The organism is Vibrio sp. 1402, assembly GCF_033340275.1.
This window is the reverse complement of record NZ_JAWOWE010000010.1, coordinates 1-22,109: the sequence shown is the minus strand read 5'-3', so window position 1 is coordinate 22,109 and position 22,109 is coordinate 1. Positions and strand designations below refer to the sequence as shown.

19 protein-coding genes and 2 tRNA genes are annotated in these 22,109 nt (G+C 44.2%); 8 read left to right on the top strand and 13 right to left on the bottom strand.

Features of this window, described 5'->3' with window-relative positions; translation table 11 throughout:
• Positions 1-556: 556 nt before the first annotated feature.
• Positions 557-1,462 (bottom strand): hydrogen peroxide-inducible genes activator, encoded by a 906-nt coding sequence (locus R7044_RS17450; protein WP_005383681.1) that lies wholly within the window; start codon positions 1,460-1,462, stop codon positions 557-559.
• A 199-nt stretch (positions 1,463-1,661) separates the two neighbouring features.
• On the opposite strand from R7044_RS17450, the gene R7044_RS17445 reads away from it, so the two are divergent.
• From R7044_RS17445 to ppk2, 3 genes are all read left to right on the top strand, one after another.
• Positions 1,662-2,273: a peroxiredoxin C gene (locus R7044_RS17445; protein ID WP_005381738.1), complete on the top strand. Its 612-nt coding sequence runs from the start codon at positions 1,662-1,664 to the stop codon at positions 2,271-2,273.
• Between the two features lie 283 nt (positions 2,274-2,556).
• Entirely contained in the window at positions 2,557-3,300 is a 744-nt protein-coding gene (locus R7044_RS17440) for a copper homeostasis protein CutC (protein ID WP_132937069.1), read from the top strand.
• Between the two features lie 70 nt (positions 3,301-3,370).
• Positions 3,371-4,147, top strand: coding sequence for a polyphosphate kinase 2 (gene ppk2, locus R7044_RS17435; protein WP_047102160.1), 777 nt, complete (start codon positions 3,371-3,373; stop codon positions 4,145-4,147).
• 62 nt (positions 4,148-4,209) lie between these two features.
• Here the strand turns inward: ppk2 and phoU are convergent, their stop codons facing one another.
• From phoU to R7044_RS17415, 4 genes are read right to left on the bottom strand one after another with little or no spacing between them, the layout of a single operon-like run.
• Positions 4,210-4,908: a phosphate signaling complex protein PhoU gene (gene phoU / locus R7044_RS17430; RefSeq protein WP_005381744.1), complete on the bottom strand. Its 699-nt coding sequence runs from the start codon at positions 4,906-4,908 to the stop codon at positions 4,210-4,212.
• A 30-nt stretch (positions 4,909-4,938) separates the two neighbouring features.
• The gene (gene pstB, locus R7044_RS17425) at positions 4,939-5,757 is read right to left on the bottom strand and encodes a phosphate ABC transporter ATP-binding protein PstB (RefSeq protein ID WP_005381745.1); all 819 of its coding nucleotides are present in this window, start codon (positions 5,755-5,757) and stop codon (positions 4,939-4,941) included.
• Positions 5,758-5,759: 2 nt separating this feature from the next.
• Positions 5,760-7,433: a phosphate ABC transporter permease PstA gene (pstA, locus tag R7044_RS17420; RefSeq protein WP_205390722.1), complete on the bottom strand. Its 1,674-nt coding sequence runs from the start codon at positions 7,431-7,433 to the stop codon at positions 5,760-5,762.
• Positions 7,434-7,463: 30 nt separating this feature from the next.
• Complete coding sequence (locus R7044_RS17415) at positions 7,464-9,668, bottom strand: ABC transporter permease subunit (protein ID WP_225455711.1); 2,205 nt, start codon at positions 9,666-9,668, stop codon at positions 7,464-7,466.
• A 207-nt stretch (positions 9,669-9,875) separates the two neighbouring features.
• On the opposite strand from R7044_RS17415, the gene ppk1 reads away from it, so the two are divergent.
• Both ppk1 and ppx read left to right on the top strand, forming a co-directional pair.
• Positions 9,876-11,966 carry a polyphosphate kinase 1 gene (gene ppk1, locus R7044_RS17410; protein WP_213971404.1) on the top strand — a complete coding sequence of 697 codons (2,091 nt, stop codon included), beginning with the start codon at positions 9,876-9,878 and terminating at the stop codon, positions 11,964-11,966.
• A complete protein-coding gene (gene ppx / locus R7044_RS17405) occupies positions 11,950-13,455 on the top strand; it encodes an exopolyphosphatase (protein ID WP_033905789.1) in 1,506 nt (501 codons plus the stop codon). Before ppk1 ends, ppx begins: the two co-directional genes overlap by 17 nt.
• Positions 13,456-13,489: 34 nt before the next feature.
• On the opposite strand, the gene R7044_RS17400 is transcribed toward ppx, so the two are convergent.
• The 3 genes from R7044_RS17400 to phoB are packed head-to-tail and all read right to left on the bottom strand — an operon-like array spanning position 13,490 to position 16,477.
• Positions 13,490-14,449, bottom strand: a complete 960-nt coding sequence (locus R7044_RS17400) for a PstS family phosphate ABC transporter substrate-binding protein (RefSeq protein ID WP_005383668.1) — start codon at positions 14,447-14,449, stop codon at positions 13,490-13,492.
• Positions 14,449-15,747 carry a phosphate regulon sensor histidine kinase PhoR gene (gene phoR / locus R7044_RS17395; protein WP_213971403.1) on the bottom strand — a complete coding sequence of 433 codons (1,299 nt, stop codon included), beginning with the start codon at positions 15,745-15,747 and terminating at the stop codon, positions 14,449-14,451. Before phoR ends, R7044_RS17400 begins: the two co-directional genes overlap by 1 nt.
• Positions 15,748-15,787: 40 nt before the next feature.
• Positions 15,788-16,477, bottom strand: coding sequence for a phosphate regulon transcriptional regulator PhoB (gene phoB, locus R7044_RS17390; protein WP_005381752.1), 690 nt, complete (start codon positions 16,475-16,477; stop codon positions 15,788-15,790).
• Positions 16,478-16,701: 224 nt separating this feature from the next.
• Between phoB and rdgC the strand changes: the two genes are divergently transcribed.
• The 3 genes from rdgC (at position 16,702) to R7044_RS17375 (ending at position 19,440) form a co-directional block, all read left to right on the top strand.
• Positions 16,702-17,616: a recombination-associated protein RdgC gene (gene rdgC / locus R7044_RS17385; protein ID WP_005381753.1), complete on the top strand. Its 915-nt coding sequence runs from the start codon at positions 16,702-16,704 to the stop codon at positions 17,614-17,616.
• 166 nt (positions 17,617-17,782) lie between these two features.
• Positions 17,783-19,183, top strand: coding sequence for a tRNA 5-hydroxyuridine modification protein YegQ (gene yegQ / locus R7044_RS17380; protein ID WP_005381754.1), 1,401 nt, complete (start codon positions 17,783-17,785; stop codon positions 19,181-19,183).
• Positions 19,184-19,185: 2 nt separating this feature from the next.
• A complete protein-coding gene (locus R7044_RS17375) occupies positions 19,186-19,440 on the top strand; it encodes a YfhL family 4Fe-4S dicluster ferredoxin (RefSeq protein WP_005381763.1) in 255 nt (84 codons plus the stop codon).
• 42 nt (positions 19,441-19,482) lie between these two features.
• Here the strand turns inward: R7044_RS17375 and R7044_RS17370 are convergent, their stop codons facing one another.
• The 5 genes from R7044_RS17370 to R7044_RS17350 all read right to left on the bottom strand — a co-directional run bounded on the left by R7044_RS17370 (position 19,483) and on the right by R7044_RS17350 (position 21,959).
• Positions 19,483-19,791, bottom strand: a complete 309-nt coding sequence (locus R7044_RS17370) for a hypothetical protein (protein WP_005381765.1) — start codon at positions 19,789-19,791, stop codon at positions 19,483-19,485.
• Between the two features lie 323 nt (positions 19,792-20,114).
• Positions 20,115-20,951 (bottom strand): penicillin-insensitive murein endopeptidase, encoded by an 837-nt coding sequence (gene mepA / locus R7044_RS17365; protein WP_213870991.1) that lies wholly within the window; start codon positions 20,949-20,951, stop codon positions 20,115-20,117.
• A gap of 12 nt (positions 20,952-20,963) precedes the next feature.
• A complete protein-coding gene (locus R7044_RS17360; RefSeq protein ID WP_005381768.1) occupies positions 20,964-21,296 on the bottom strand; it encodes a DUF1904 domain-containing protein in 333 nt (110 codons plus the stop codon).
• Between the two features lie 474 nt (positions 21,297-21,770).
• A tRNA-Trp gene (locus R7044_RS17355) sits at positions 21,771-21,847 on the bottom strand.
• A 35-nt stretch (positions 21,848-21,882) separates the two neighbouring features.
• Positions 21,883-21,959: transfer RNA gene (locus R7044_RS17350), tRNA-Asp, on the bottom strand.
• Between the last annotated feature and the right edge of the window lie 150 nt (positions 21,960-22,109).

Here is a 22,109-nt window from a genome sequence, read left to right as displayed (position 1 = left end):
CTACATTTGTAAGTTATGAACAACAAATTACATCCTTTAACTTTGTGTTCAACTCGTCTAGCCATGCCGATAGATTGCGTAATGCTACGTGTATTTTCAATCTAGACATAAGTCGTATCGGCCTTTAAATAAGCTATATCAACAAAGGGTTTAGTGAAACCCCTAATATAAACAAAACAGAAAATTCAAAGTTTTATTCCGCAAGGTAAAAACCATCTATCAAGCGCCTTATTTTGTAAGTTATTACGTAATAAAATTACATTAAATTTAAAGTCGCTTTATAATTTCAAACAAGCGTATGAATATTGACAGGTAAACAAACACCTTGTATTCACAAGGGCTGAAGAGATGGATTTAAACAGGGGTCAAACAAGACATGCAGGGCTTTGTGTAAAATTAACATTGTGAAATTTCACTATTTTATGAAAGCTTCATCAAAGAAGAGCTGTAAAATTTTACAAGTCAAAGTTTACCAGCAGAATAAAATACTAGAAAGCGCACTGTTTCCAGTGCGCTTTTAGATAAATAATGGAGAAGTAAGGGCTAATACTAATAGCTAAAGCAGCTCTGAAACGACTTCTGCAAGTTGATTAAATGTTTTCGTTCTTGACGAGCTCGGACGCCAAACTAAGCCGATTTCGCGATAAGCTTGTTTACCTGGAGGATCGATCACGACTAAATTCTGGTTATGCAGCAAGCCATGGTCGATAGCCATTTGAGGAATGAACGTTGTTCCCAAACCATTCGCAACCATTTGCACCAGTGTATGGAGGCTGGTTGCCGTAAACGGATTGATTTTTTCTTTGTCTGTTAATTTACACGCTGATACCGCATGTTCCGTTAAGCAATGTTCTTTCTCTAGTAGAAAGACGGATTCGTCAGGTAAATCCGCGTAACGAATCGGCACAGGGACCGATTGGGCTTGATTAGCGCTTATAACCATTCGAAACGGATCCTTACCCACTACTCGGCTTTCCATGCCATCAATTTCGACTGGTAACGCTAAAATAAGCACATCCAGCTCACCATGTCTGAGCGCTTGAAGTAAGTTTGTCGTCGTGTCTTCTCTTAATAAAAGATTCAGTTGTGGAAAACGGTAGTTCACCTCTTGTACCAAATCACACAGTAAAAACGGAGCAATTGTTGGTATACATCCTACTTTTAGCTGGCCTTGCATATCGTCGCCTTGGCACATACGTCCAAGCTCGACCAAATCTTGCCCTTTTGCTAACAGCTCTCGCCCCTGCTTTACTACCATTTCTCCTGTTTGGGTAAAAACCAGTGGACTTTTCTTGTCTTTCTTTTCATATAATGGACAGCCAATCAACTCCTCTAAGTTTTGAATACCCTTACTTAAAGTCGACTGACTGACAAAACAACGCTCTGCAGCGTCACTAAAATGTCTTGTTTCATGCAGTGTGACTAAATAGTGTAACTGCTTCAAACTGGGCCATTTATTCATAATTGTATTTGTATCTACCGCCGTTCCAGTGATCGAGTTAAGAGTTTTGTTATTATCGTTTTTTTCGATTAACTCAATCTATTTATTTCGCTTTTTTCAATACTACAATCTGTACTATAGTTTGTCTCGTACAAACACGAACCAAACCGACACAACTGAATTCGGTTTGGAGCTAACCATACTTTTTAGGAGCAAAAAAATGGTACTAGTAGGTCGTCAAGCCCCTGATTTTACTGCAGCAGCTGTTCTAGGTAACGGTGAAATCGTTGAAAACTTCAACTTTGCAGAGTTCACTAAAGGTAAGAAAGCAGTAGTATTCTTCTACCCACTAGATTTCACTTTCGTTTGCCCATCTGAGCTAATCGCATTCGACAACCGTCTAGCTGACTTCCAAGCTAAAGGTGTTGAAGTAATCGGTGTTTCTATCGATTCTCAGTTCTCTCACAACGCATGGCGTAACACTGCTATCGAAGATGGCGGTATCGGTCAAGTTAAGTACCCACTAGTTGCTGACGTTAAGCACGAAATCTGTAAAGCTTACGACGTTGAGCACCCAGAAGCAGGCGTTGCTTTCCGTGGTTCTTTCCTAATCGACGAAGAAGGCGTTGTACGTCACCAAGTAGTTAACGACCTACCACTAGGCCGTAACATCGACGAAATGCTACGCATGGTTGACGCTCTTAACTTCCACCAGAAGCACGGCGAAGTATGTCCTGCACAATGGGAAGAAGGTAAAGCAGGTATGGACGCATCTCCAAAAGGTGTTGCAGCGTTCCTATCTGAGCACGCAGCTGACCTAGGCAAAAAATAATAGACCTTCACCCTAGCTCAACGGGTGTGATGGTTGGATGTATATAAAGCAATAAGCTAATGCGGAAAACCGCAAACGCCAATCAGTCTAAGTAAAGTCCTATCAAAGCCCAGAGCCTCTGCTCTGGGCTTTCTTTTTCCTTCAGATAAACCGCCAAAATGAGGTAACGCTTTAGCGTAAACTTTACCTCTATTTATCATCCCCTCCATACAGATTCTGCTTACTGGCCCTGTTAATATCTTAGCCACAACACTTATTTGTAACGTTAGCAGGATAAATGAACGTGGTTACTCACCTAGAAGTCTGTATTGATAATATTGAATCTCTGCACTACGCCATTGCTGGCGGCGCCACTCGGATTGAACTTTGCTCCTCTTTGGCTTTAGGCGGACTAACACCCAGTTATGGCTTTATGCAGCAAGCGGCTAAGCTTTCTAGTGTTCCAGTTTATGCCATGATCCGCCCACGCCAAGGTGACTTCTTCTACAATGAAGAAGAGATCGAAATGATGCGTTGGGATATTGAAGCAGCTCACCAATCAGGCTTGAGCGGTGTCGTGTTCGGCGTGCTCACTCAAGACGGTGATATTCATATGCCTTACGCGGCTGCGCTGTGTGAATTTGCTCAAGCGCTTGGCTTAGGCGTGACCTTCCATCGTTCCTTTGACCAGTGTCGTGACGCTGAAAAAGCTTTGGAAGAAGTGATCAGCTTAGGTTGTGAACGTATTTTAACCTCCGGTCTTGCGCCTTCAGCACCGCAAGGGATCGATGTGCTTAGAGCTTTGGTTAAGCAAGCCCAAGGACGCATAGCAATCATGGCGGGTGCTGGCGTTAATGCGAGTAACGTACGTGCGTTAGTAGAAGACACTCAAGTTCCTGAAATCCATCTGTCAGGCAAAACCACACGCCCTAGCCAAATGACCTTTGTTGCTGAACAAAGCAAAATGGGCGCATCCGATGTCGATGATTTTTTAATCCCCATCACAAGTACACAAGCCATTACCGATGTCGTAGCAGCTCTCAAATAGACGACCGTAACCTCACGCGCATAGCTTTTGAGTGCTAACATATTGTTTATCAAGGAGTGAGGAAAGGTGTATGTCTAAATTGAAGAAAAAGGAATACGAAAAGGAGCTCAAAAACCTTCAAGTTGAGCTCGTAAAACTTCAAGAGTGGGTCAAACACAAAGGGTTAAAAGTGGTGGTTCTGTTTGAAGGCCGTGATGCTGCGGGCAAAGGCGGAGTGATAAAGCGAATTACAGAAAAGCTAAACCCGCGTGTTTGTCGCGTAGTAGCTCTGCCTGCACCGACAGAAAAAGAAAAAACGCAATGGTACTTCCAACGTTACGTCGCTCATTTACCATCTGCTGGTGAAATCGTTTTATTTGACCGAAGTTGGTATAACCGAGCAGGTGTCGAAAAAGTCATGGGGTTCTGTACTCCAGACGAATACGAGGAGTTTTTACGCTCTTGCCCTGAATTCGAGAGAATGTTGCAACGCTCTGGGATTATTCTGATTAAGTATTGGTTTTCGGTTTCAGACGAAGAGCAGGAAAAACGTTTTCTAGGTCGAATTAATACGCCGATCAAACGTTGGAAATTCAGCCCCATGGATTTGGAGTCACGTCATCGCTGGGCGGAGTATTCGGAAGCAAAAGATAAGATGTTTGCCTATACAGACACGAAAAGCTGCCCTTGGTGGGTCGTCCCTTCTGATGACAAAAAGAAAGCGCGCTTGAACTGTATCAGTCATTTACTAAGCCAGATTGATTACAAAGCACTTGAGTACTCACCCATCGAATTACCTGAACTCAATAAAGAAGGTTACGTCAGAGCGCCCATTGATGATCAGACCTTCGTTCCTGATAAATATTGACGTGCTTTCCTTCTCTCTAATAAATAGACCAGCCTAAAAGCTGGTCTATTTATTGAAGTCAGTTACTTCAGTACGTCATCAATACTTTGATCACCTAGATGGCGTACATCTTTCCCTTTCACGAAGTAAATAATGTATTCACAGATGTTCTGGCAGCGGTCACCCACGCGTTCAATCGCGCGTGCCGACCACATCACTTGCAGAATATTAGGGATATTTTTTGGATCTTCCATCATGTAAGTCATCAACTGACGAATCACCGCTTCATACTCGGCGTCTAGTTTGTCATCTTGTTTGTGCACCTCTGCTGCCGCTTCTACATCCATACGGGCAAACGCGTCTAAAACCTGATGCAGCATATTAATTGCCTGACGGCAGAGAGGCTCTAACGACACTTGGAATTGTCGTTCTTTTGATGATGGGCTTTCAATGGCAACGTAAGCAATGCGTGTCGCCACATCACCGATGCGTTCTAAATCCGTGATCGTTTTGATGATAGCCATGATTAAGCGCAAGTCTTTTGCCGTTGGCTGACGCTTAGCAATAATGCGTGTACAGGCGTCATCGATCGAGACTTCCATCGCATTCACTTTATGATCGTCACGCACAACCTTACGCGCCAGTTCGATGTCTTCTTTATGCAAGGCTTGAATAGCATACGAAAGCTGCTGCTCTACCAAGCCTCCCATGGTTAATACATGAGTACGAATCGATTCTAGCTCTACGTTAAATTGTCCTGAAATATGACGTCCAAAGTGCATGATGTTCCTTATTCCGTATAGAGTCGCGACTTAACCGTAGCGACCCGTAATGTAATCTTCGGTCTGTTTCTTCATTGGCGAAGTGAAGATCGAGTCCGCGTCAGAGTATTCAATTAACTTACCCATATGAATGAATGCAGTATGATCGCTCACTCTCGCCGCTTGTTGCATGTTATGGGTAACGATAACGACAGTATATTGAGTCTTCAGCTCATTGATAAGCTCTTCAATAGTTAAAGTTGAGATTGGATCCAACGCTGATGTTGGCTCGTCCAATAACAGGACTTCCGGCTCAATCGCCACCGCACGCGCAATGACCAAGCGCTGTTGCTGACCACCAGATAAACCAAATGCGTTCTCATGCAAGCGGTCTTTTACCTCATCCCACAACGCCGCCGAGCGCAAGGATCGCTCCACTGCGTCATCTAAACTGCGGCTGTTTTTTACACCTTGTAAGCGTAAGCCATAAACTACATTTTCATAAATAGACTTAGGAAATGGATTGGGTCTTTGAAACACCATCCCCACTCGGCGTCGAAGTGTCGCAACATCGACATTAGGATGATAAACATTCTTGCCATGGAGACGCACTTTGCCTGTGACTCGACACCCTTCCACTAAGTCGTTCATGCGATTGATGCAACGTAATAACGTCGACTTTCCACACCCTGAAGGACCGATAAAAGCGGTGACTCGCCCTTTGGGAATTCGCATCGAAATATCATGCAGCGCCTGAGTTTGACCATAGAACAGATTAAGGTTCTCGATTGAGATGGCTGTTTGTTCATCCGTTAAATTATGAACGTCCAATGGTGGCTCATAACCTAATGTACTATCAAAATTAAACATACTTAATCTTGTCCTAACGTTCTGTATTTTTCTCGTAAATTATTGCGAATACTGATTGCTGTTAAGTTTAGCCCGACAATCACTGTCACGAGTAAGAAAGAGGTAGCATAAACTAATGGTCGCGCCGCTTCGATGTTGGAGGTTTGAAAGCCAACATCGTAAATGTGAAAACCTAAATGCATGAACTTTCTATCCAAATGCACATAAGGGAATTGTCCGTCAACCGGTAAACTGGATGCCAATTTCACGACCCCCACCAGCATCAGTGGCGCTACTTCGCCAGCTGCACGTGCAATCGCAAGGATCAAACCTGTGATAATAGCTGGCGTCGCCATAGGTAAAACCACACGCCATAGTGTTTCGAACTGAGTTGCACCAAGCGCCAGAGAACCATGTCGTACTGAGCTCGGAATACGAGTTAAACCTTCTTCAGTAGTCACAATCACAACTGGAAGCGTCAGCACGGCAAGAGTTAGTGCAGACCATAACAAACCCGGCGTACCAAAGGTTGGTGCCGGTAGCTTCTCCGCATAGAATACGTTGTCGATAGAGGCACCAATCGTATAAACGAAGAAACCTAAACCAAACACGCCATAAACAATCGATGGAACACCCGCTAGGTTTATAACCGCAATACGAATAACTCTGGTTAGAGCGTTATTCTTAGCGTATTCATGTAGATAGATAGCGGCGATCACCCCGAGTGGCATCACAATGATCGACATGATGAGTACTAAGAAAACCGTACCAAATATCGCAGGGAACACGCCTCCTTCGGAGTTAGACTCTCTTGGATCTTCAGATAAAAACTTCCAAACCTGTTTTCCCCAATGCATGACTTTATCAGGCAGTGACATTTGGTTTGGATACCAGTAGTCCAAAATGTCTTCGAGCGGAATCGATACTTGTGACCCCGTCATATCCTCGACAATCAAGGCATAGTCAGAGAGCTGAAGTCGTAAACCATCAAGTTGCAAATCTAACGTCGCAAGCGCTTTTTCTATCTGCTCTTTTTTCGTCTGGTTTTCGTTTAAGAAGCTTTCTGTCAGCGTGTCATTCAATTCATGCTTGCGCTTTTCTAATCGCAACTGCTCTAGCTTCCAACCAAGCTCTTTAAGCTGATCGACCACCAAAGAATCAATCTCATGGTGCAGAGTTTCTGCATCATCAAGCTTTTTATTTAGTACCGATTGAATATCACTGGTGTATATATTATCACCATCTTGAAACGCCACCAGCTTACCAAAGAAATAACCACCGCTACTGCGCTCTATCACCGCCCACTCTTCTGGCGTCGTGGGCTCATCCAACTGCATTTGCAATACGGAGATAAAATCGGCGGGATACAACTCTCGGTTAGCGATTTTGATGTTGAGTCGCGTGGCAAAATCTTCATCGTCTTCTAACTGTTGTGCTGCGCTTTCAGGCAAATAACTCTTCGGTACAAAGCTGCGCTCATACACTTGACCAATCAGAATAGTATTTTCATGTAGCACTTCACCTTGTACAGGAGTCAGCGCTGCAACATTCCACTGATACAAGGGCGCTGGCCAAAAGTAAGTCAGGCCTTTCCAGCCGATAAGGAGTAACAACCCTAATACCGACAACAAACTGATGCTGACTGCACCGCCTGTTAGCCATATCCACGGTGCGCCAGAACGAATCCAATTTAACACGTTATTACTCGCTCTTTATTCAAACCATTGTTACAACGCACGGTACTTATCTCTCAGTCTCTGACGAACCCACTCCGCAAGCGCGTTTACTGCAAACGTAAACACAAACAAAATCAATGCAGCTAGGAATAGCAGGCGATAATGCGAACTTCCAACTTCCGACTCTGGCAACTCAACGGCGATGGTCGCCGACAGGCTGCGCAATCCTTCCAAAATATTCCAATCCATTAATGGCGTATTGCCCGTTGCCATTAACACAATCATGGTTTCGCCAACGGCGCGTCCCAGGCCCATCATAATGGCAGAAAAAATACCTGGGCTTGCAGTAAGCAAGACAACATAGATTAAAGTTTGCCAAGGCGTGGCCCCTAATGCCAAAGAGCCATCCGATAAATGCTTCGGTACAGAGAAAATGGCATCTTCGGCAATGGTAAAAATCGTCGGGATAACAGCAAACCCCATCGCTAACCCCACCACCAATGCATTGCGTTGATCGTAACCAATACCATGCTCGGTTAAGAATAAGCGCATATCGCCACCAAAGAACGTCTGCTCAATCGTAGGCGAAATCCACACTCCAAGCACAATCAGTACCAATATGACAGGCATGAGCACTAAAGCATGCCAACCATTGGGCAGACGATTCCGCAAAGGTTGCGGTATTAATGCCCATAGCCCGCCCATAATCATGGTGCTCAAGGGCAAAACAAACAGCATAACGACGATCGTAATCAGGTGATCTTCGACAATAGGCGCGAACCACAATCCCGCGAGGAAACCTATGATCACCGTCGGCAGTGCTTCCATTAGCTCAATCGACGGTTTTACTACACGACGCATGCGTGGCGACATAAAGTAAGCCGTATAAATAGCACCTAGCACTGCGAGCGGTACTGAAAACAGCATCGCAAACATCGCCGCTTTTATCGTTCCAAACGCAATAGGTACTAGGCTGAACTTAGCCTCAAAGTTATCGCTCGCCGAAGTCGATTGCCACACAAATTCAGGCTCAGGATACCCTTCGTACCACACTTCTTGCCATAATGAAGACAATGAAATTTCCGGATAGGCATTGTCCACTTCCGCAACATTTAACGCATTATTTTGCCAAGTGATTAAGTAGCGTTCATTGTTAGACATTGCTGCGATTGCGGGCGCTTGATTGTACGCACGCTTAAACAACACCAGTTTTTCACTGGTTGTATAATGGCTTTGCAACGTGCCGTTGGTGTAAAAGCTATAAAATCCTTTTCGATGAGAATCCGGCAACAAATACTTAAGCTCTGATGCCAATTTAAAATCACGAATATGCGTTAACGTGCGTTTTTCTTCTTGCAGCGTATCAAACCATTGCGACACCCGACCATCGTTGTGCGTCACCAAAAGCGAGTAAGCACCAGCCAATAAGTCTATCGTACGAACGGAATGCTTCTTATCACCTTGAGTGAGATCGACCACCTCTCGTACAGCAAATTTACGTGCGGTTTTCTTTAACACTATCAACTCAGAGCCATCGCGCAAATAAAGCGTTTCACCGTCAGGTGTCAACAACATTTGCTGAGGCGTATTAAAGCCTGAAGAGAACGTAAAATCGATCGTTGTAGGAGACGTACCCAAAGACGAAGCCACTTGCCAGCGAGCTTTCACTTCACCGCTTTGCGTCTGCCAAACAACCGTTGGTAAGGGCGTCGAAGCTGCAAATACAAACTGAGTCACAGGTTCTTGAGGCATACTCAGCGTCAGATCCATGCTGGTGTCTAGCTCAATCACTTCCGGAGGACGTGTATTTTCTCTCAATGTGGCATTAAATTCTGGCTTGAAAAGGTTCGCTTTACCCTGCCCATCAACAAATCCATACCAACCTAGCCCAGGAGCAGATTGAGAGAAAGCGACGGGTTTCTGGACGATTTGCTGTGTATACACCGCAGGTTTCGTAGGATCGTCCATCGACAAATATTGAATCTCACCACTTTGGGTTAGAACGAACGCGAGCTGAGCGTAATCATCCACTGAAATCGCAAGTGGTGTTTCAATATGAGTAGCTCGAATGGCTTGGTTGGTTTTGATCTCCGCATCAGAAAAAAGCGGAATGATCACCATAGCGAGGTAGACAAAGATCAAAATAAGCGCCGCGAGTACGCCGACACCACCGGATGTCACTGCAAGTCGAACTAAACGATCTTTTATCAGTCGTTTCTTATCTTTTTCCTGCAATGAAAACTCGGCTTGTGCCATTTAAATCTCTACCTTTTTTGACTTAGTACTAGAATATGTCGTTAAGATGACAATTATATTACAGATCACATTAAACACCTGAAAAGAATACAACTCTTATGCAATGCGTGGTATGAAATAAATCTGTAATGAAAATCTCATAATGTTCTCACTCATCCATTTTTCCAAGATGAGTACGTATTACTTCACTTTTGGCTAGGTAAGGTTATGAGCGCAGAAAAACTATATATAGAAAAAGAACTGAGTTGGTTGTCTTTCAACGAACGAGTATTACAAGAAGCTGCCGATAAAACCGTCCCTTTGATCGAACGTATTCGCTTTCTTGGGATCTTTTCCAACAATTTAGATGAATTTTACAAAGTACGCTTTGCGGACGTGAAGCGCAGAATCCTAATCAGCCAAGAGCGCGGTGGCAGTGATAGCCCTAAACGACTGTTAACCAAAATGCAGTCGAAAGCACTAAAGCTTAACGAACAATTTGATGAGCTTTACAGCGAATTGATTCGAGAAATGGCACGACGTCGCATTTTCTTGGTCAACGAACAACAACTGGATGAATCGCAACAAAAGTGGATCGCAAAATACTTCCGTAGAGAGGTAATGCCGCATATCACTCCCCTCCTAATGAAAGACGAGATCGATGTTCTGCAATTTCTCAAAGACGAGTACGCTTACATCGCCGTAGAACTGCGTAAACAAGAACATTACCAGTACGCTCTGATCGAAATTCCGACCGATCACCTTCCCCGCTTTGTGATGGTACCAGAACAGAAAGGAAAGCGCCGAAAAACCATCATCTTACTTGATAATATTATCCGCCACTGTTTGGACGAGCTGTTCAAAGGCTTTTTTGATTATGATGAGCTTAGCGGCTATGCGATGAAAATGACGCGTGACGCTGAATACGATTTACGCAATGAAATCGAGTACAGCTTGCTTGAACAAATGTCAGAGGGTGTCAATCAGCGACTGACAGCAAAGCCCGTTCGCTTCGTCTACGAACGCGATATGCCGCCTCAAATGTTAGAGTTTCTGTGTAACAAACTTAATATCTCTAACTACGATAACCTTATCCCCGGCGGACGCTATCACAACTTTAAAGACTTCATCGGCTTTCCAAATGTTGGACGAGAATATCTTGAAAATAAACCTCTCCCGCCAATGAAATGTGCCGATTTCGAAGGTTATGCCAACAGCTTTGACGCGATTAAAGCGAAAGATATTCTGCTCTATTATCCCTACCACACTTTTGACCACATTAGTGAGTTAGTGCGCCAAGCCTCCTTCGATCCCAAAGTACTTAGTATCAAGATTAACATTTATCGCGTCGCGAAAGATTCTCGCTTGATGAACTCTTTAATTGATGCGGTGCACAACGGAAAAAATGTCACTGTGGTCGTCGAACTGCAAGCTCGCTTTGATGAAGAAGCCAATATCGAATGGTCAAAAGTATTAACCGAAGCGGGTGTGCACGTCATCTTTGGTGCGCCTGGTCTTAAGATTCACTCAAAGCTACTGATGATTAGCCGCCGTGAAGGTGAAGAAATTATTCGCTACGCACACATCGGCACAGGCAACTTCCATGAGAAGACGGCACGAATTTATACCGACTTCTCCCTGCTTACGGCAGATCAAGAAATCACTAATGAAGTCCGTAATGTCTTCGGTTACATTGAGAATCCATACCGACCAGTGAAGTTCAATCACCTTATGGTATCTCCTCGTAATTCTCGAACCCAAATCTACCGCTTAATCGATAATGAAATTGCGAATGCCAAGCTAGGGAAAAAAGCCGCTCTTACGATCAAGGTCAATAACCTAGTCGATAAAGGCATCGTCAATAAGCTTTATGGAGCAAGTACTTCCGGTGTAAAAATAAACATGATCATTCGAGGCATGTGCTCATTAGTACCGGGCATTGAGGGGATCAGCGACAATATTCGCATCATCAGTATTGTTGACCGCTTTCTTGAGCACCCTCGCGTGGTGATCACCCACAATGATGGCGATCCGCAAGTTTATATCTCCTCCGCAGACTGGATGACAAGAAATATTGATCACCGTATCGAGGTAGCAGTACCAGTCCGTGATCCACGTTTGAAACAGAGAATTATTGATATAACGAATATCCATTTTACCGATACAGTAAAGGCTCGTTTAATAGATAAAGAAATGAGTAACGCTTACGTACCACGAGGTAATCGCAAAAAAGTTCGCTCTCAAATCGCTATCTATGACTATCTTAAAAATATAGAAAAGCAAACTAGAAAACAAAATTCAGATGCCTCAAATACTTGAACAAGATACTCGCTACATTGCCGCGATAGACCTCGGCTCAAACAGTTTCCATATGGTGGTGGCCAAAGTTGTCGGCAGTGACCTACAACTGGTTAGTCGTCATAAACAACGTGTTCGCTTAGCATCAGGACTCGACAGTGAATTGAACTTAAGTCACGCCGCAATGGAGCGTGCGCTAGAATGCTTAGCCATGTTCGCTGAGAGGCTGCAAGGGCTTGATGAGTCAAATGTACGTATCGCCGCCACACACACACTAAGACGCGCTAAAAATGCCCACCTTTTCATCGAGCGTGCGAAAGAAGTGATGCCTTTCCCAATAGAAATTATCCCTGGAGAAGAAGAAGCCCGCCTGATTTACTTAGGCGTCGCGCACACTCAAGTAGAATCCAACTCCAAACTAGTCATCGATATCGGAGGCGGCAGTACCGAGATGATTATTGGACAAGAATTTGAGCCTGAGCTTCTCAACAGTAAACAGATGGGATGCGTCAGTTTTACAGAGCAATACTTTAAAAACGGCAAACTGTCAGGAAAAAACTTCAGCAAGGCGATGTTAGCTGCCGAACAAAAACTCGAGTCCATCGCTTCAACATATCGTAAAAAGGGCTGGGATATTGCTCTCGGCTCATCAGGAACCATCAAGGCGATTCAAGAAGTGCTAGTAGGATTAGGTTTTGAAGATGGCCTGATCACAGCGAGTCGACTGGATACACTTATCGAAACTCTGTGTAAATTTGATTCCATTGAAGATATTGAGCTGGCGGGTCTAACAGAAGAACGTAAACCCGTATTCGCAGCAGGCGTAGCGATTTTGTCCGCGATTTTCAAAGCGCTTCGCATTGAGCAGATGTTTTTCTCCGATGGTGCTCTACGCGAAGGCCTGTTGTACGAAATGGAAGAACGTTTTGCACGCTCCGATATTCGCATGCGCACCACAGAAAATTTAGCCAACAAGCACCGGGTCGACTTAGAGCATGCCGCTCGTGTTAAGGGGCATGCACGTGAGATGTTATGTCAGGTACGCTCTGAACTAGGCATTAAGAAAAAGAGTGAGTTATTTGACTTACTAGAGTGGGCAGCGTTGCTTCATGAAGTCGGATTAAGTATTAACTTGCGTAGTTTCCATCGCCACTCTTTTTATATTCTGTTGCACTCCACCCTACAAGGCTTCAACCGTGAGCAGCAATTAGTGCTTGCAACATTAGCTCGCTTCCAGCGTAAAGCGCTCAAATTGCAAGAACTACCAGATTTCAACCTCTATAAACAGAGTGACGTTATAAGCCTCATCAAAATATTACGACTTTCTATCGTATTAAATGGGCAGCGTAATGAAGATCCATTGCCTGATATCACCTTATCTATCAAAAATGACGAATGGATTCTCACATGCACAGATGAAGCATGGCTAGAAAACAATAAATTACTTCACGCGGATTTACAGGAAGAACAAGAACGTTGGGACAGCGCGAAGTGGACACTCACTTTCTGATCTCGTACTCTTCATACCTAAATAAAAAGTCGGCTTACAGGCCGACTTTTTTTAACTCTTCTTCTGCAAAATCTGCCGTAATGGGCACATAACCATCTTTCTCAACCAACGCTTGTCCCTGAGCAGAAAAGATAAAGCGAATAAATTCAGCTTCAATTGGTGTTAATGGGTAATCAGGGTGCTTATTCACGTAAACATATAAGTAACGTGATAGTGGGTACTTACCACTAACAATATGTTCTCGCGTTGGAGTCACGTAGTCATTTCCCATTTTAGCCACAGGGACTAAGCGCACGCCTGCCACTCGATAACCGACACCGGAATAACCAATTCCACTGATGGTTGACGCTACAGCTTGCACAACTGACGCGGAGCCTGGCTGCTCGTTAACTCGGGTCTTGAAATCGCCGCCACACAAGGCATTGCTTTTGAAGTAACCGTAAGTTCCAGAAACGGAGTTACGACCAAACAACTGGACGTTTCGCTTTGCCCACTGTGATTCAAGACCGAGTTGCTGCCAGTTTGTGACAAATTGACTTTCACCACAGCGCAGCGTGGCAGAAAACAAAGCATCTAACTGACTAAAGTTAAGCCCTTGAATTGGATTATCTTGATGAACAAAAATACCGATTGCATCGATGGCGACCCTGAGCGCAGTTGGCTTGTAGCCATGTTCACGTTCAAACGCTTCAACCTCTCTTAAACGCATAGGGCGGCTCATGGGACCAAACTGAGCTGTTTGTTCGGTCAATGCTGGGGGGGCAGTAGAAGAGCCAGATGCTTGGACTTGCGCATTAATATTCGGGTAAATGGATTTAAACTCTTCAACCCAAAGCGTTGTCATACCCGCAAGTGTATCGGAGCCAACAGAGAGCAAGTTCCCGACAATCCCCGTCGTTTTATGATAAGTCGGCAATGGTTTATCTTGAGCGGCAGCAATAAAAGAACAAACAAGCGCGAATAAACTGAATGTTTTTGCCAATCGTAAAGCCATTATTTCACCACCAAACGCTCAGGCAATACGAAAGAAAACTTACTGCCCACACCTACTTCACTGTGAATTTCTAAATGAGAGTCATGGTGACTCAGCGCGTGTTTTACAATGGCTAGCCCTAAACCACTTCCACCAGTATCACGTGATCTTGCTTTATCCACTCGATAAAAACGCTCGGTAAGTCGGTGTAGGTGCTGAAGTTCAATACCATCACCACTATCTTCCACCTCTAAGCATGCGCCTTGAGAGGTCTGGAACCAGCGAACATTAATGTTTGCACCAGGCGGCGTGTATTTGACGGCATTATAAACGAGGTTAGAGATAGCACTACGTAACTGGTCATCATCGCCCAACACGCGTAGGCTAGCATCAACATCAAATTTCAATTTATGTTGATTGTCCCCACTAAGGCTAACTGCCTCTTTTTCTAACACTTCAAGCATCGCAGGCACATTCACGACTTCCTCAAGTTCATGCATAGGTGCCGCTTCAATTTTAGATAGTGTCAGTAGTTGGTTCACCAAACTGTTCATGCGGTTGAGCTGCTCCGTCATGACACCATGAGCTTTGCTCCACATTGGACCCACGACCATATCAGGGTCTTCTGTCATCTCCAAATAACCTTGTAGCACCGTCATTGGTGTACGCAGTTCATGAGATACGTTGGCAAAGAAGTTGCGACGCATTCCCTCAAGTTGTTTTAATTGGCTCACATCACGCACTACCATCAAGTGCTCACCCTCGGTATACGGTACGATACGCAATTCCAGCATGCGTTCGACGTTGAGTGGTGAACGCATTTCTAATGGCTCTGAGAAGTCTTTCTTGTTGAGGTACTTGATAAAATCAGGTGTACGAATGAGATTGGAGATAGGTTGACCTGAATCTTCTGGCCAATGGAAGCCCAGTAAGTGCTGAGCCAGCTTGTTGCACCAAACAATATTACCTTCAGCACGGAATACCACTACGGCATCGGGTAGCGATTCTGCACCATTTCGGAATCGACGAATAAGATTAGTAAGCTCTTTTCGTTTACGGCGTTGGCGCTGTTGTAAGCGATACAACCCATTGAACAAAGATTCCCAGTTACCACTACCAGATGGTGGCGTGAGGCGTTTTTCATCCCATAACCAAGAAGATAAACGTACTTGGTTATGCAAATGCCACACAAGCTGCAATGCCGTAGCAGCCAAAAGCAACCACGGCATATAACCGAATATCCAACCTACTATCACCCATGGGGTGTAAAAAAAAGCCAGCTCCCAGGCCAGCTTTTTCCACGTTAATCTTTCAACCACTCATAACTCCAGAAATGGTACCGATAAGCTGCGTGTTCATTTATGCCTTCGTCGAGAAGCGGTATCCAGCACCACGAACAGTTTGGATCAGCTTATCATGCCCTGCAGCTTCCAATGCTTTACGCAGGCGGCGAATGTGAACATCGACCGTACGGTCTTCGACATACACGTTAGTGCCCCAAACATTGTTTAATAGCTGCTCACGGCTGTATACGCGTTCTTGATGCGTCATGAAAAAATGAAGCATCTTAAATTCTGTTGGACCCATGTCTAATGGCGCATCATTAGCCGTAACACGGTGCGATACAGGGTCAAGCTTCAATCCCTGTACATCAATTACATCTTCTAGTGCAGTAGGGGTAACGCGACGAATCACCGCTTTTAGGCGTGCAACCAACTCTTTAGGAGAGAATGGCTTAGTAATGTAGTCATCCGCACCGACTTCTAAACCGCGCACTTTATCTTCTTCTTCACCACGAGCGGTAAGCATCACAACTGGAATGTTGCGCGTTAATTCCTCTCGCTTCATATGTTTGATGAAGTTAATGCCACTACCGCCTGGTAACATCCAATCCAGTAAAACTAAATCAGGGAAGGGTTCAGCCAGTTTGGTTACTGCAGTATCGTAATCTTCCGCTTCTACCGCTTGGTAACCTTTCTGCTCAAGTACGAAGCACAGCATTTCGCGAATAGGAGCTTCGTCTTCAACAACCAGAATCCTTCTAGACATAATTGAGTAACCTTATGTTCGTTGAGCTAATGAATTTAAGAGACAAAGCGCCTCTCTTTGCATAAGCATTATCACTACCAATTATGACACTTTTGTGACCTTTGAAAACAAATTTTCATATAACTTTCTTTTGAGGTTCATTCGGATATTTTTCATTTCTATTAAGACATCAGCACAAAAATTCCCTATGATTAGTCCCTTGTCATCAAGCCTAGAGAAGATTTATGTGGTTTAAAAACTGTCTGGTATACCGCGTTAACCGCGAGGTTACCTTTAACGCCGAACAACTAGAAACTCAGCTGTCTGAATTCCGATTCACCCCGTGTGGCAGTCAAGACAAACAGAAATTTGGCTGGGTCAGTGCAATGGGTAGACATGGCGATATGATGACTCACGTGTCAGAAAACCGCATTCTGATTTGCGCCAAGAAAGAAGAGAAAATGCTACCTGCCTCTGTGATCAAAGAATCATTGAATGCAAAAGTAGAAGCAATGGAAGCGCAAGAAGGTCGTCCTCTGAAGAAGAAAGAGAAAGACAACCTGAAAGATGACATCGTAATGGATTTACTGCCGCGCGCATTCAGCCGCAGCAGCCACACTCACGTGCTCATCATGCCAAAAGAAGGTTTTATCCTTGTTGATGCAAGCAGCTATAAAAAAGCAGAAGATGTATTAGCATTGCTTCGTAAAACCATGGGTAGTCTACCTGTTGTTCCTGCTATTCCAGAAGTGGCGATTGAAACTACGCTAACCGAGTGGGTGAAAAGCGGTGACACACCTCAAGGTATCAGCATGATGGACGAAGCTGAGCTAAAATCCGTACTTGAAGAAGGTGGTGTGATTCGCTGTAAGAAGCAAGAGCTAACCACTGATGAAATCCGCAACCACATCGCTGCGGATAAAGTCGTGACGAAACTTGCGCTTAATTGGCAAGATCGTATTGAGTTCATTATGACGGAAGATGCGGGCATCAAACGTCTAAAATTCTCTGATGAATTGAAAGATCAAAACGATGATATTCCACGTGAAGATCAAGCAGCTCGATTTGATGCAGACTTCTCTCTAATGTGTGGAGAGTTCAGTGCTTTCCTTCCCAACCTATACGATGCGCTAGGCGGCTTACCGAATCCTAACGCTTAATTTTGTATAAAGGTTAACCATAACGCCCTCACTTTTTTTGAGGGCTTTTTTTCTATCTGAAGCACAATTACCCTAGTCACAGTTCACATTTTGACGTAAAATTTGCGCCCCATTTCCATTAGGTGGAATTGGCCTGACTTGTGATCAGATAAAAGAGAATTGAGCAATGACAACTGAGAAAGCATTCGTGCCTGAGCTACTATCTCCAGCGGGCAGCCTGAAAAACATGCGTTACGCATTCGCCTACGGGGCAGATGCAGTTTACGCTGGCCAACCTCGCTACAGCCTTCGCGTACGTAACAACGAGTTTAACCACGAGAACCTAAAAATCGGTATCGATGAAGCCCACGCCCTAGGCAAAAAGCTTTATGTGGTATGTAACATTCAACCACACAACTCGAAGCTAAAAACCTTCATCCGTGATCTTAAGCCAATCGTAGAGATGGGTCCTGACGCATTGATCATGTCAGATCCAGGCCTAATTATGATGGTTCGTGAAGCTTTCCCAGAAATGCCAATTCACCTTTCTGTACAAGCAAACGCTGTAAACTGGGCGACCGTTAAGTTCTGGGCAGCGAATGGCGTGGAACGTGTGATCGTTTCTCGCGAGCTGTCTCTAGAAGAAATCGAAGAAATTCGTGAGCATTGCCCTGAAACTGAGCTTGAAGTATTCGTTCACGGTGCATTATGCATGGCTTACTCTGGTCGTTGCCTACTTTCTGGCTATATCAACAAACGTGACCCTAACCAAGGCACTTGCACTAACGCATGCCGCTGGGAATACAAAGTTGAAGAGGGTAAAGAAAACGACGCTGGTGACATCGTAGAGAAATTCGACCCGACGGAAGCACAGCCTGTCGAAGTACAAGACGAGCGTCCTGAAACCACAATTGGTCGCGGCAAACCAACAGATGAAGTCGTTCTGCTTTCTGAAGCGCACCGTCCAGAAGAAAAAATGGCGGCTTACGAAGATGAGCATGGTACTTACATCATGAACTCTAAAGACCTACGAGCGGTTCAGCACGTTGAACGCTTAACTAAGATGGGTGTTCACTCATTGAAAATTGAAGGTCGTACTAAATCGTTCTACTACTGCGCACGTACCGCTCAAGTTTATCGTAAAGCAATTGATGATGCAGTAGCAGGTCGACCATTCGATGAAAGCCTAATGGGTACACTAGAAAGCCTAGCTCACCGTGGCTACACTGAAGGCTTCCTACGCCGTCATACACACGATACTTACCAAAACTACGATTACGGTTACTCAGTCTCTGATGCTCAACAGTTTGTTGGTGAATTCACTGGCAAACGTCGTGGTGACATGGCTGAAGTAGAAGTAAAAAATAAGTTTCTTGTCGGTGATAGCCTTGAACTAATGACGCCAAAAGGCAATATTGTTTTCACGCTAGAGGCAATGGAAAACCGCAAATCAGAGTCTATTGAAGACGCGAAAGGAAACGGTCACTTTGTATTCATTCCAGTACCAGCAGAGCTAGATTTAGAATATGGCCTATTAATGCGTAATCTAAACTCAGGGCAGGACACCCGTAACCCGACTGGTAAGTAACCATGGCCTTGCTCATTACTGATAAATGCATTAACTGCGACATGTGTGATCCCGAATGCCCCAATGGGGCAATCAGTATGGGAGAGAGCATTTTCGAAATTGATCCAGCGCTATGTACAGAGTGTAAGGGGCATTACGAAAAGCCGACCTGTCAGTCAGTGTGTCCAATTACAAAATGCATAATCACTGATCCGAACCATGTCGAAACTGAAGAGCAGTTGCTTGAAAAATTCGTGATTATTCAAGGGTTAGCATAAGAGCAATTAGGTTCAACTTTGACATCAAAGTTGAACCTTTTCTCAACCTGATTTTTCAATAGGGATAATATTGCAGAATAGCTCTTTTTCAAAATGATACTCTAGTCTCTCACGCCAATTCTCCGCTTGAGAAACAGGTATTAAATAAAAGTTTTCTCGGCTCGTATCAGTAACGAAAGCCATTCCATATTGCATCAGCTCATAATGCACATCATTAACAAAACCCGGATCAAGGCGTTGACGCCCAGTCAGGTGATTCACATCCTCTCGAGTCAAAGAGACTCCTTTAGTATCACTGCTAAATCTGTGTCTTAACCACTCTGCAAATTCTTTTGCACAAATCATAGTCATGGTTTTGTCCTTGATTTACTCTTCTAACAGGAAAAGGGGATATCCCTGCCTTACACACTTGTCTGCGTTGTTATCGCTTTTTAGCCAACTGACAGACATATTGCTAAGAAACCAGAGTATCGTGACGAAAGATCTTTTTCTAAACAGAGAAGTTACAACTTACCCATACTACAACTCTTTGTTTAATTTAGATTTCTATAATATGTCCCCAAAACTGATTGGGTTAGTTTTTGTATTGGTACTATTCAATGTAGACAAAAGTATGATGTTTCTCCAGTTTCATAAAAGAGATCACCAAGTACAGATAAACCTGAAGAGTAACACTAATTAGGATTGATAAGCGGCAAGCATTGAGGTGGAACGACTTTTTTTCGTTTGGGCTTAGAGGTTGTTTTTACCCGTTGAGGGGGATCAGTAGGTTTTGCTTTCGGGGCCCAACTTGCAAGCTCAGCACCGCAACCATCACCTACTGGAGGTGGTGCTTGATCAACACAATAGTCGCTCGAATCAGGACAAGATAACCTGACGTGAAAGTGGTAATGATGCCCCCACCATGGACGTACTTTACGTAACCAAGAACGATCTTTGCCGTTTTCTTGCAAGCAAAGTTGCTCCTTAATAACAGGATGTACAAAAATTCGTGCAACATCCTTACTTTTTGAAGCGTACCGAATTAGCTTAAAGTGCCGCTCTTCCCAGCGATGATTAAGTATGGAATCACCTTTTAAATCCACCACACTCATGGGTTTAGGAAGTTGTAATTCGTTATAAGAAAGCGGTTGGTCAGCAAGTCTTAACCAGATATCGATATCTAACCCGGTTTGATGACTAGAATGACCAGAGGAGAACCTTCCACCTCTAGGTAAAGACAAATCACCAATTAGCAGAGTGGTGTTGAGATTTTGATGAGCTTTAAGCGCCAGATTTTCAATAAACTCTATCGTTTTAGGGTGCCCATAGTAGCGCTTCGTTTTACTACGTAAGACTTGATAACCAACGCCATCGAGAGGCAAGGGTAATGCACCATCTAAACAACCGTTAGCATAACTACCAATAGAGGAGGAAGAGTTTCGGGTAGGATTAACCGCAGACTCCCAAGGAGTAGAACATACTGAAGCTGAGAAACATAAACCCAAAGTTACAATGAAACTCAGCCTCATAGCCTTTAACCTTTAGTAGTGTTCGCCATTATCGTAATAAGCTTTAGGAGATAAGGCGGAAAAGATAACTGCAACATCAATATCGGCACCAGCGATACCGCGCACTTGTTGCGTAATAAGCTTGGCAACTTCATCTTGCACTTCCTGGCCACGGTCGAACCAAAGCACTTCGACAAAAGGATATGCAGCACTCACCTCACCCTCATTGAAAAACGTAGTGTAGATATACTCAAAAGTAAAATCCTCACGCGGACAGTCCATTAGAGGCTGAAGTTCATCCGTAAGAGGTTTTGATAATGCCTGAACAGCTTGTGGCTCTACAGCACGGAATCGAAAATGTGGCATAAACTTACTTCCTAATTATTAGCATCAATGCATGATGATAACAGGAACCAAGTCAGTAATCATCCAAGCCAATGTAACCACTGACCTTTCAATAGATTGTGAATCAGATGTGCTCGATAACGAAGAAAAAGCGTTATGAAAATTCGAAGGTAAAACAGAAAGAGCAAAGCGATACATCAACATTTAATAATTACATTACTAGAAAATAAAACTATCTGAAGCAAAGGTATGCCATATTCGTTGGATAAACATACACCTGACGTCGAAACTATACGTTAGGAATAAAAGAGCCCCTGACCTAAGCCAGAGCTTATGAACATGGGGGATAGGTGAAGTGGACCAATATCCCGGAGATATGAACTTTCAATCCCCCGATACTTTGGTATCAGAGGAATCGACAACTCTCCAACTAGTCAGATTCTCTTTTCTTCAGATGCAAAAAAGCCCCAGCATTACTGCTGAGGCTTTAGAGTATGGCAGGGGTGGAGAGATTCGAACTCCCAACACGCGGATTTGGAATCCGCTGCTCTGCCAATTGGAGCTACACCCCTGTGATTCGTGTTTATTGAGACGACGCTCAAATAAGTGGCGGAGTGGACGGGACTCGAACCCGCGACCCCCGGCGTGACAGGCCGGTATTCTAACCAACTGAACTACCACTCCGCAGTGGTATCACTCGCTTTAATAAGCAAGTGTCCGCTTTTGTCTTCACTTTTCGAAAAAGTGAAAATAAAACTAAAGCCTGGCGATGTCCTACTCTCACATGGGGAAGCCCCACACTACCATCGGCGCTATTTCGTTTCACTTCTGAGT

Excerpts from the sequence above, each read along its gene's own strand:
- R7044_RS17375 (WP_005381763.1), top strand. The coding sequence starts at position 19,186 with ATGGCCTTGCTCATTACTGATAAATGCATTAACTGCGACATGTGTGAT.
- R7044_RS17360 (WP_005381768.1), bottom strand. The coding sequence starts at position 21,296 with ATGCCACATTTTCGATTCCGTGCTGTAGAGCCACAAGCTGTTCAGGCA.
- ppk1 (WP_213971404.1), top strand. The coding sequence starts at position 9,876 with ATGAGCGCAGAAAAACTATATATAGAAAAAGAACTGAGTTGGTTGTCT.
- yegQ (WP_005381754.1), top strand. The coding sequence starts at position 17,783 with ATGACAACTGAGAAAGCATTCGTGCCTGAGCTACTATCTCCAGCGGGC.
- R7044_RS17450 (WP_005383681.1), bottom strand. The coding sequence starts at position 1,462 with ATGAATAAATGGCCCAGTTTGAAGCAGTTACACTATTTAGTCACACTG.
- R7044_RS17400 (WP_005383668.1), bottom strand. The coding sequence starts at position 14,449 with ATGGCTTTACGATTGGCAAAAACATTCAGTTTATTCGCGCTTGTTTGT.
- R7044_RS17445 (WP_005381738.1), top strand. The coding sequence starts at position 1,662 with ATGGTACTAGTAGGTCGTCAAGCCCCTGATTTTACTGCAGCAGCTGTT.
- ppk2 (WP_047102160.1), top strand. The coding sequence starts at position 3,371 with ATGTCTAAATTGAAGAAAAAGGAATACGAAAAGGAGCTCAAAAACCTT.
- phoU (WP_005381744.1), bottom strand. The coding sequence starts at position 4,908 with ATGCACTTTGGACGTCATATTTCAGGACAATTTAACGTAGAGCTAGAA.
- pstB (WP_005381745.1), bottom strand. The coding sequence starts at position 5,757 with ATGTTTAATTTTGATAGTACATTAGGTTATGAGCCACCATTGGACGTT.
- R7044_RS17415 (WP_225455711.1), bottom strand. The coding sequence starts at position 9,668 with ATGGCACAAGCCGAGTTTTCATTGCAGGAAAAAGATAAGAAACGACTG.
- R7044_RS17370 (WP_005381765.1), bottom strand. The coding sequence starts at position 19,791 with ATGACTATGATTTGTGCAAAAGAATTTGCAGAGTGGTTAAGACACAGA.
- mepA (WP_213870991.1), bottom strand. The coding sequence starts at position 20,951 with ATGAGGCTGAGTTTCATTGTAACTTTGGGTTTATGTTTCTCAGCTTCA.
- phoB (WP_005381752.1), bottom strand. The coding sequence starts at position 16,477 with ATGTCTAGAAGGATTCTGGTTGTTGAAGACGAAGCTCCTATTCGCGAA.
- ppx (WP_033905789.1), top strand. The coding sequence starts at position 11,950 with ATGCCTCAAATACTTGAACAAGATACTCGCTACATTGCCGCGATAGAC.
- rdgC (WP_005381753.1), top strand. The coding sequence starts at position 16,702 with ATGTGGTTTAAAAACTGTCTGGTATACCGCGTTAACCGCGAGGTTACC.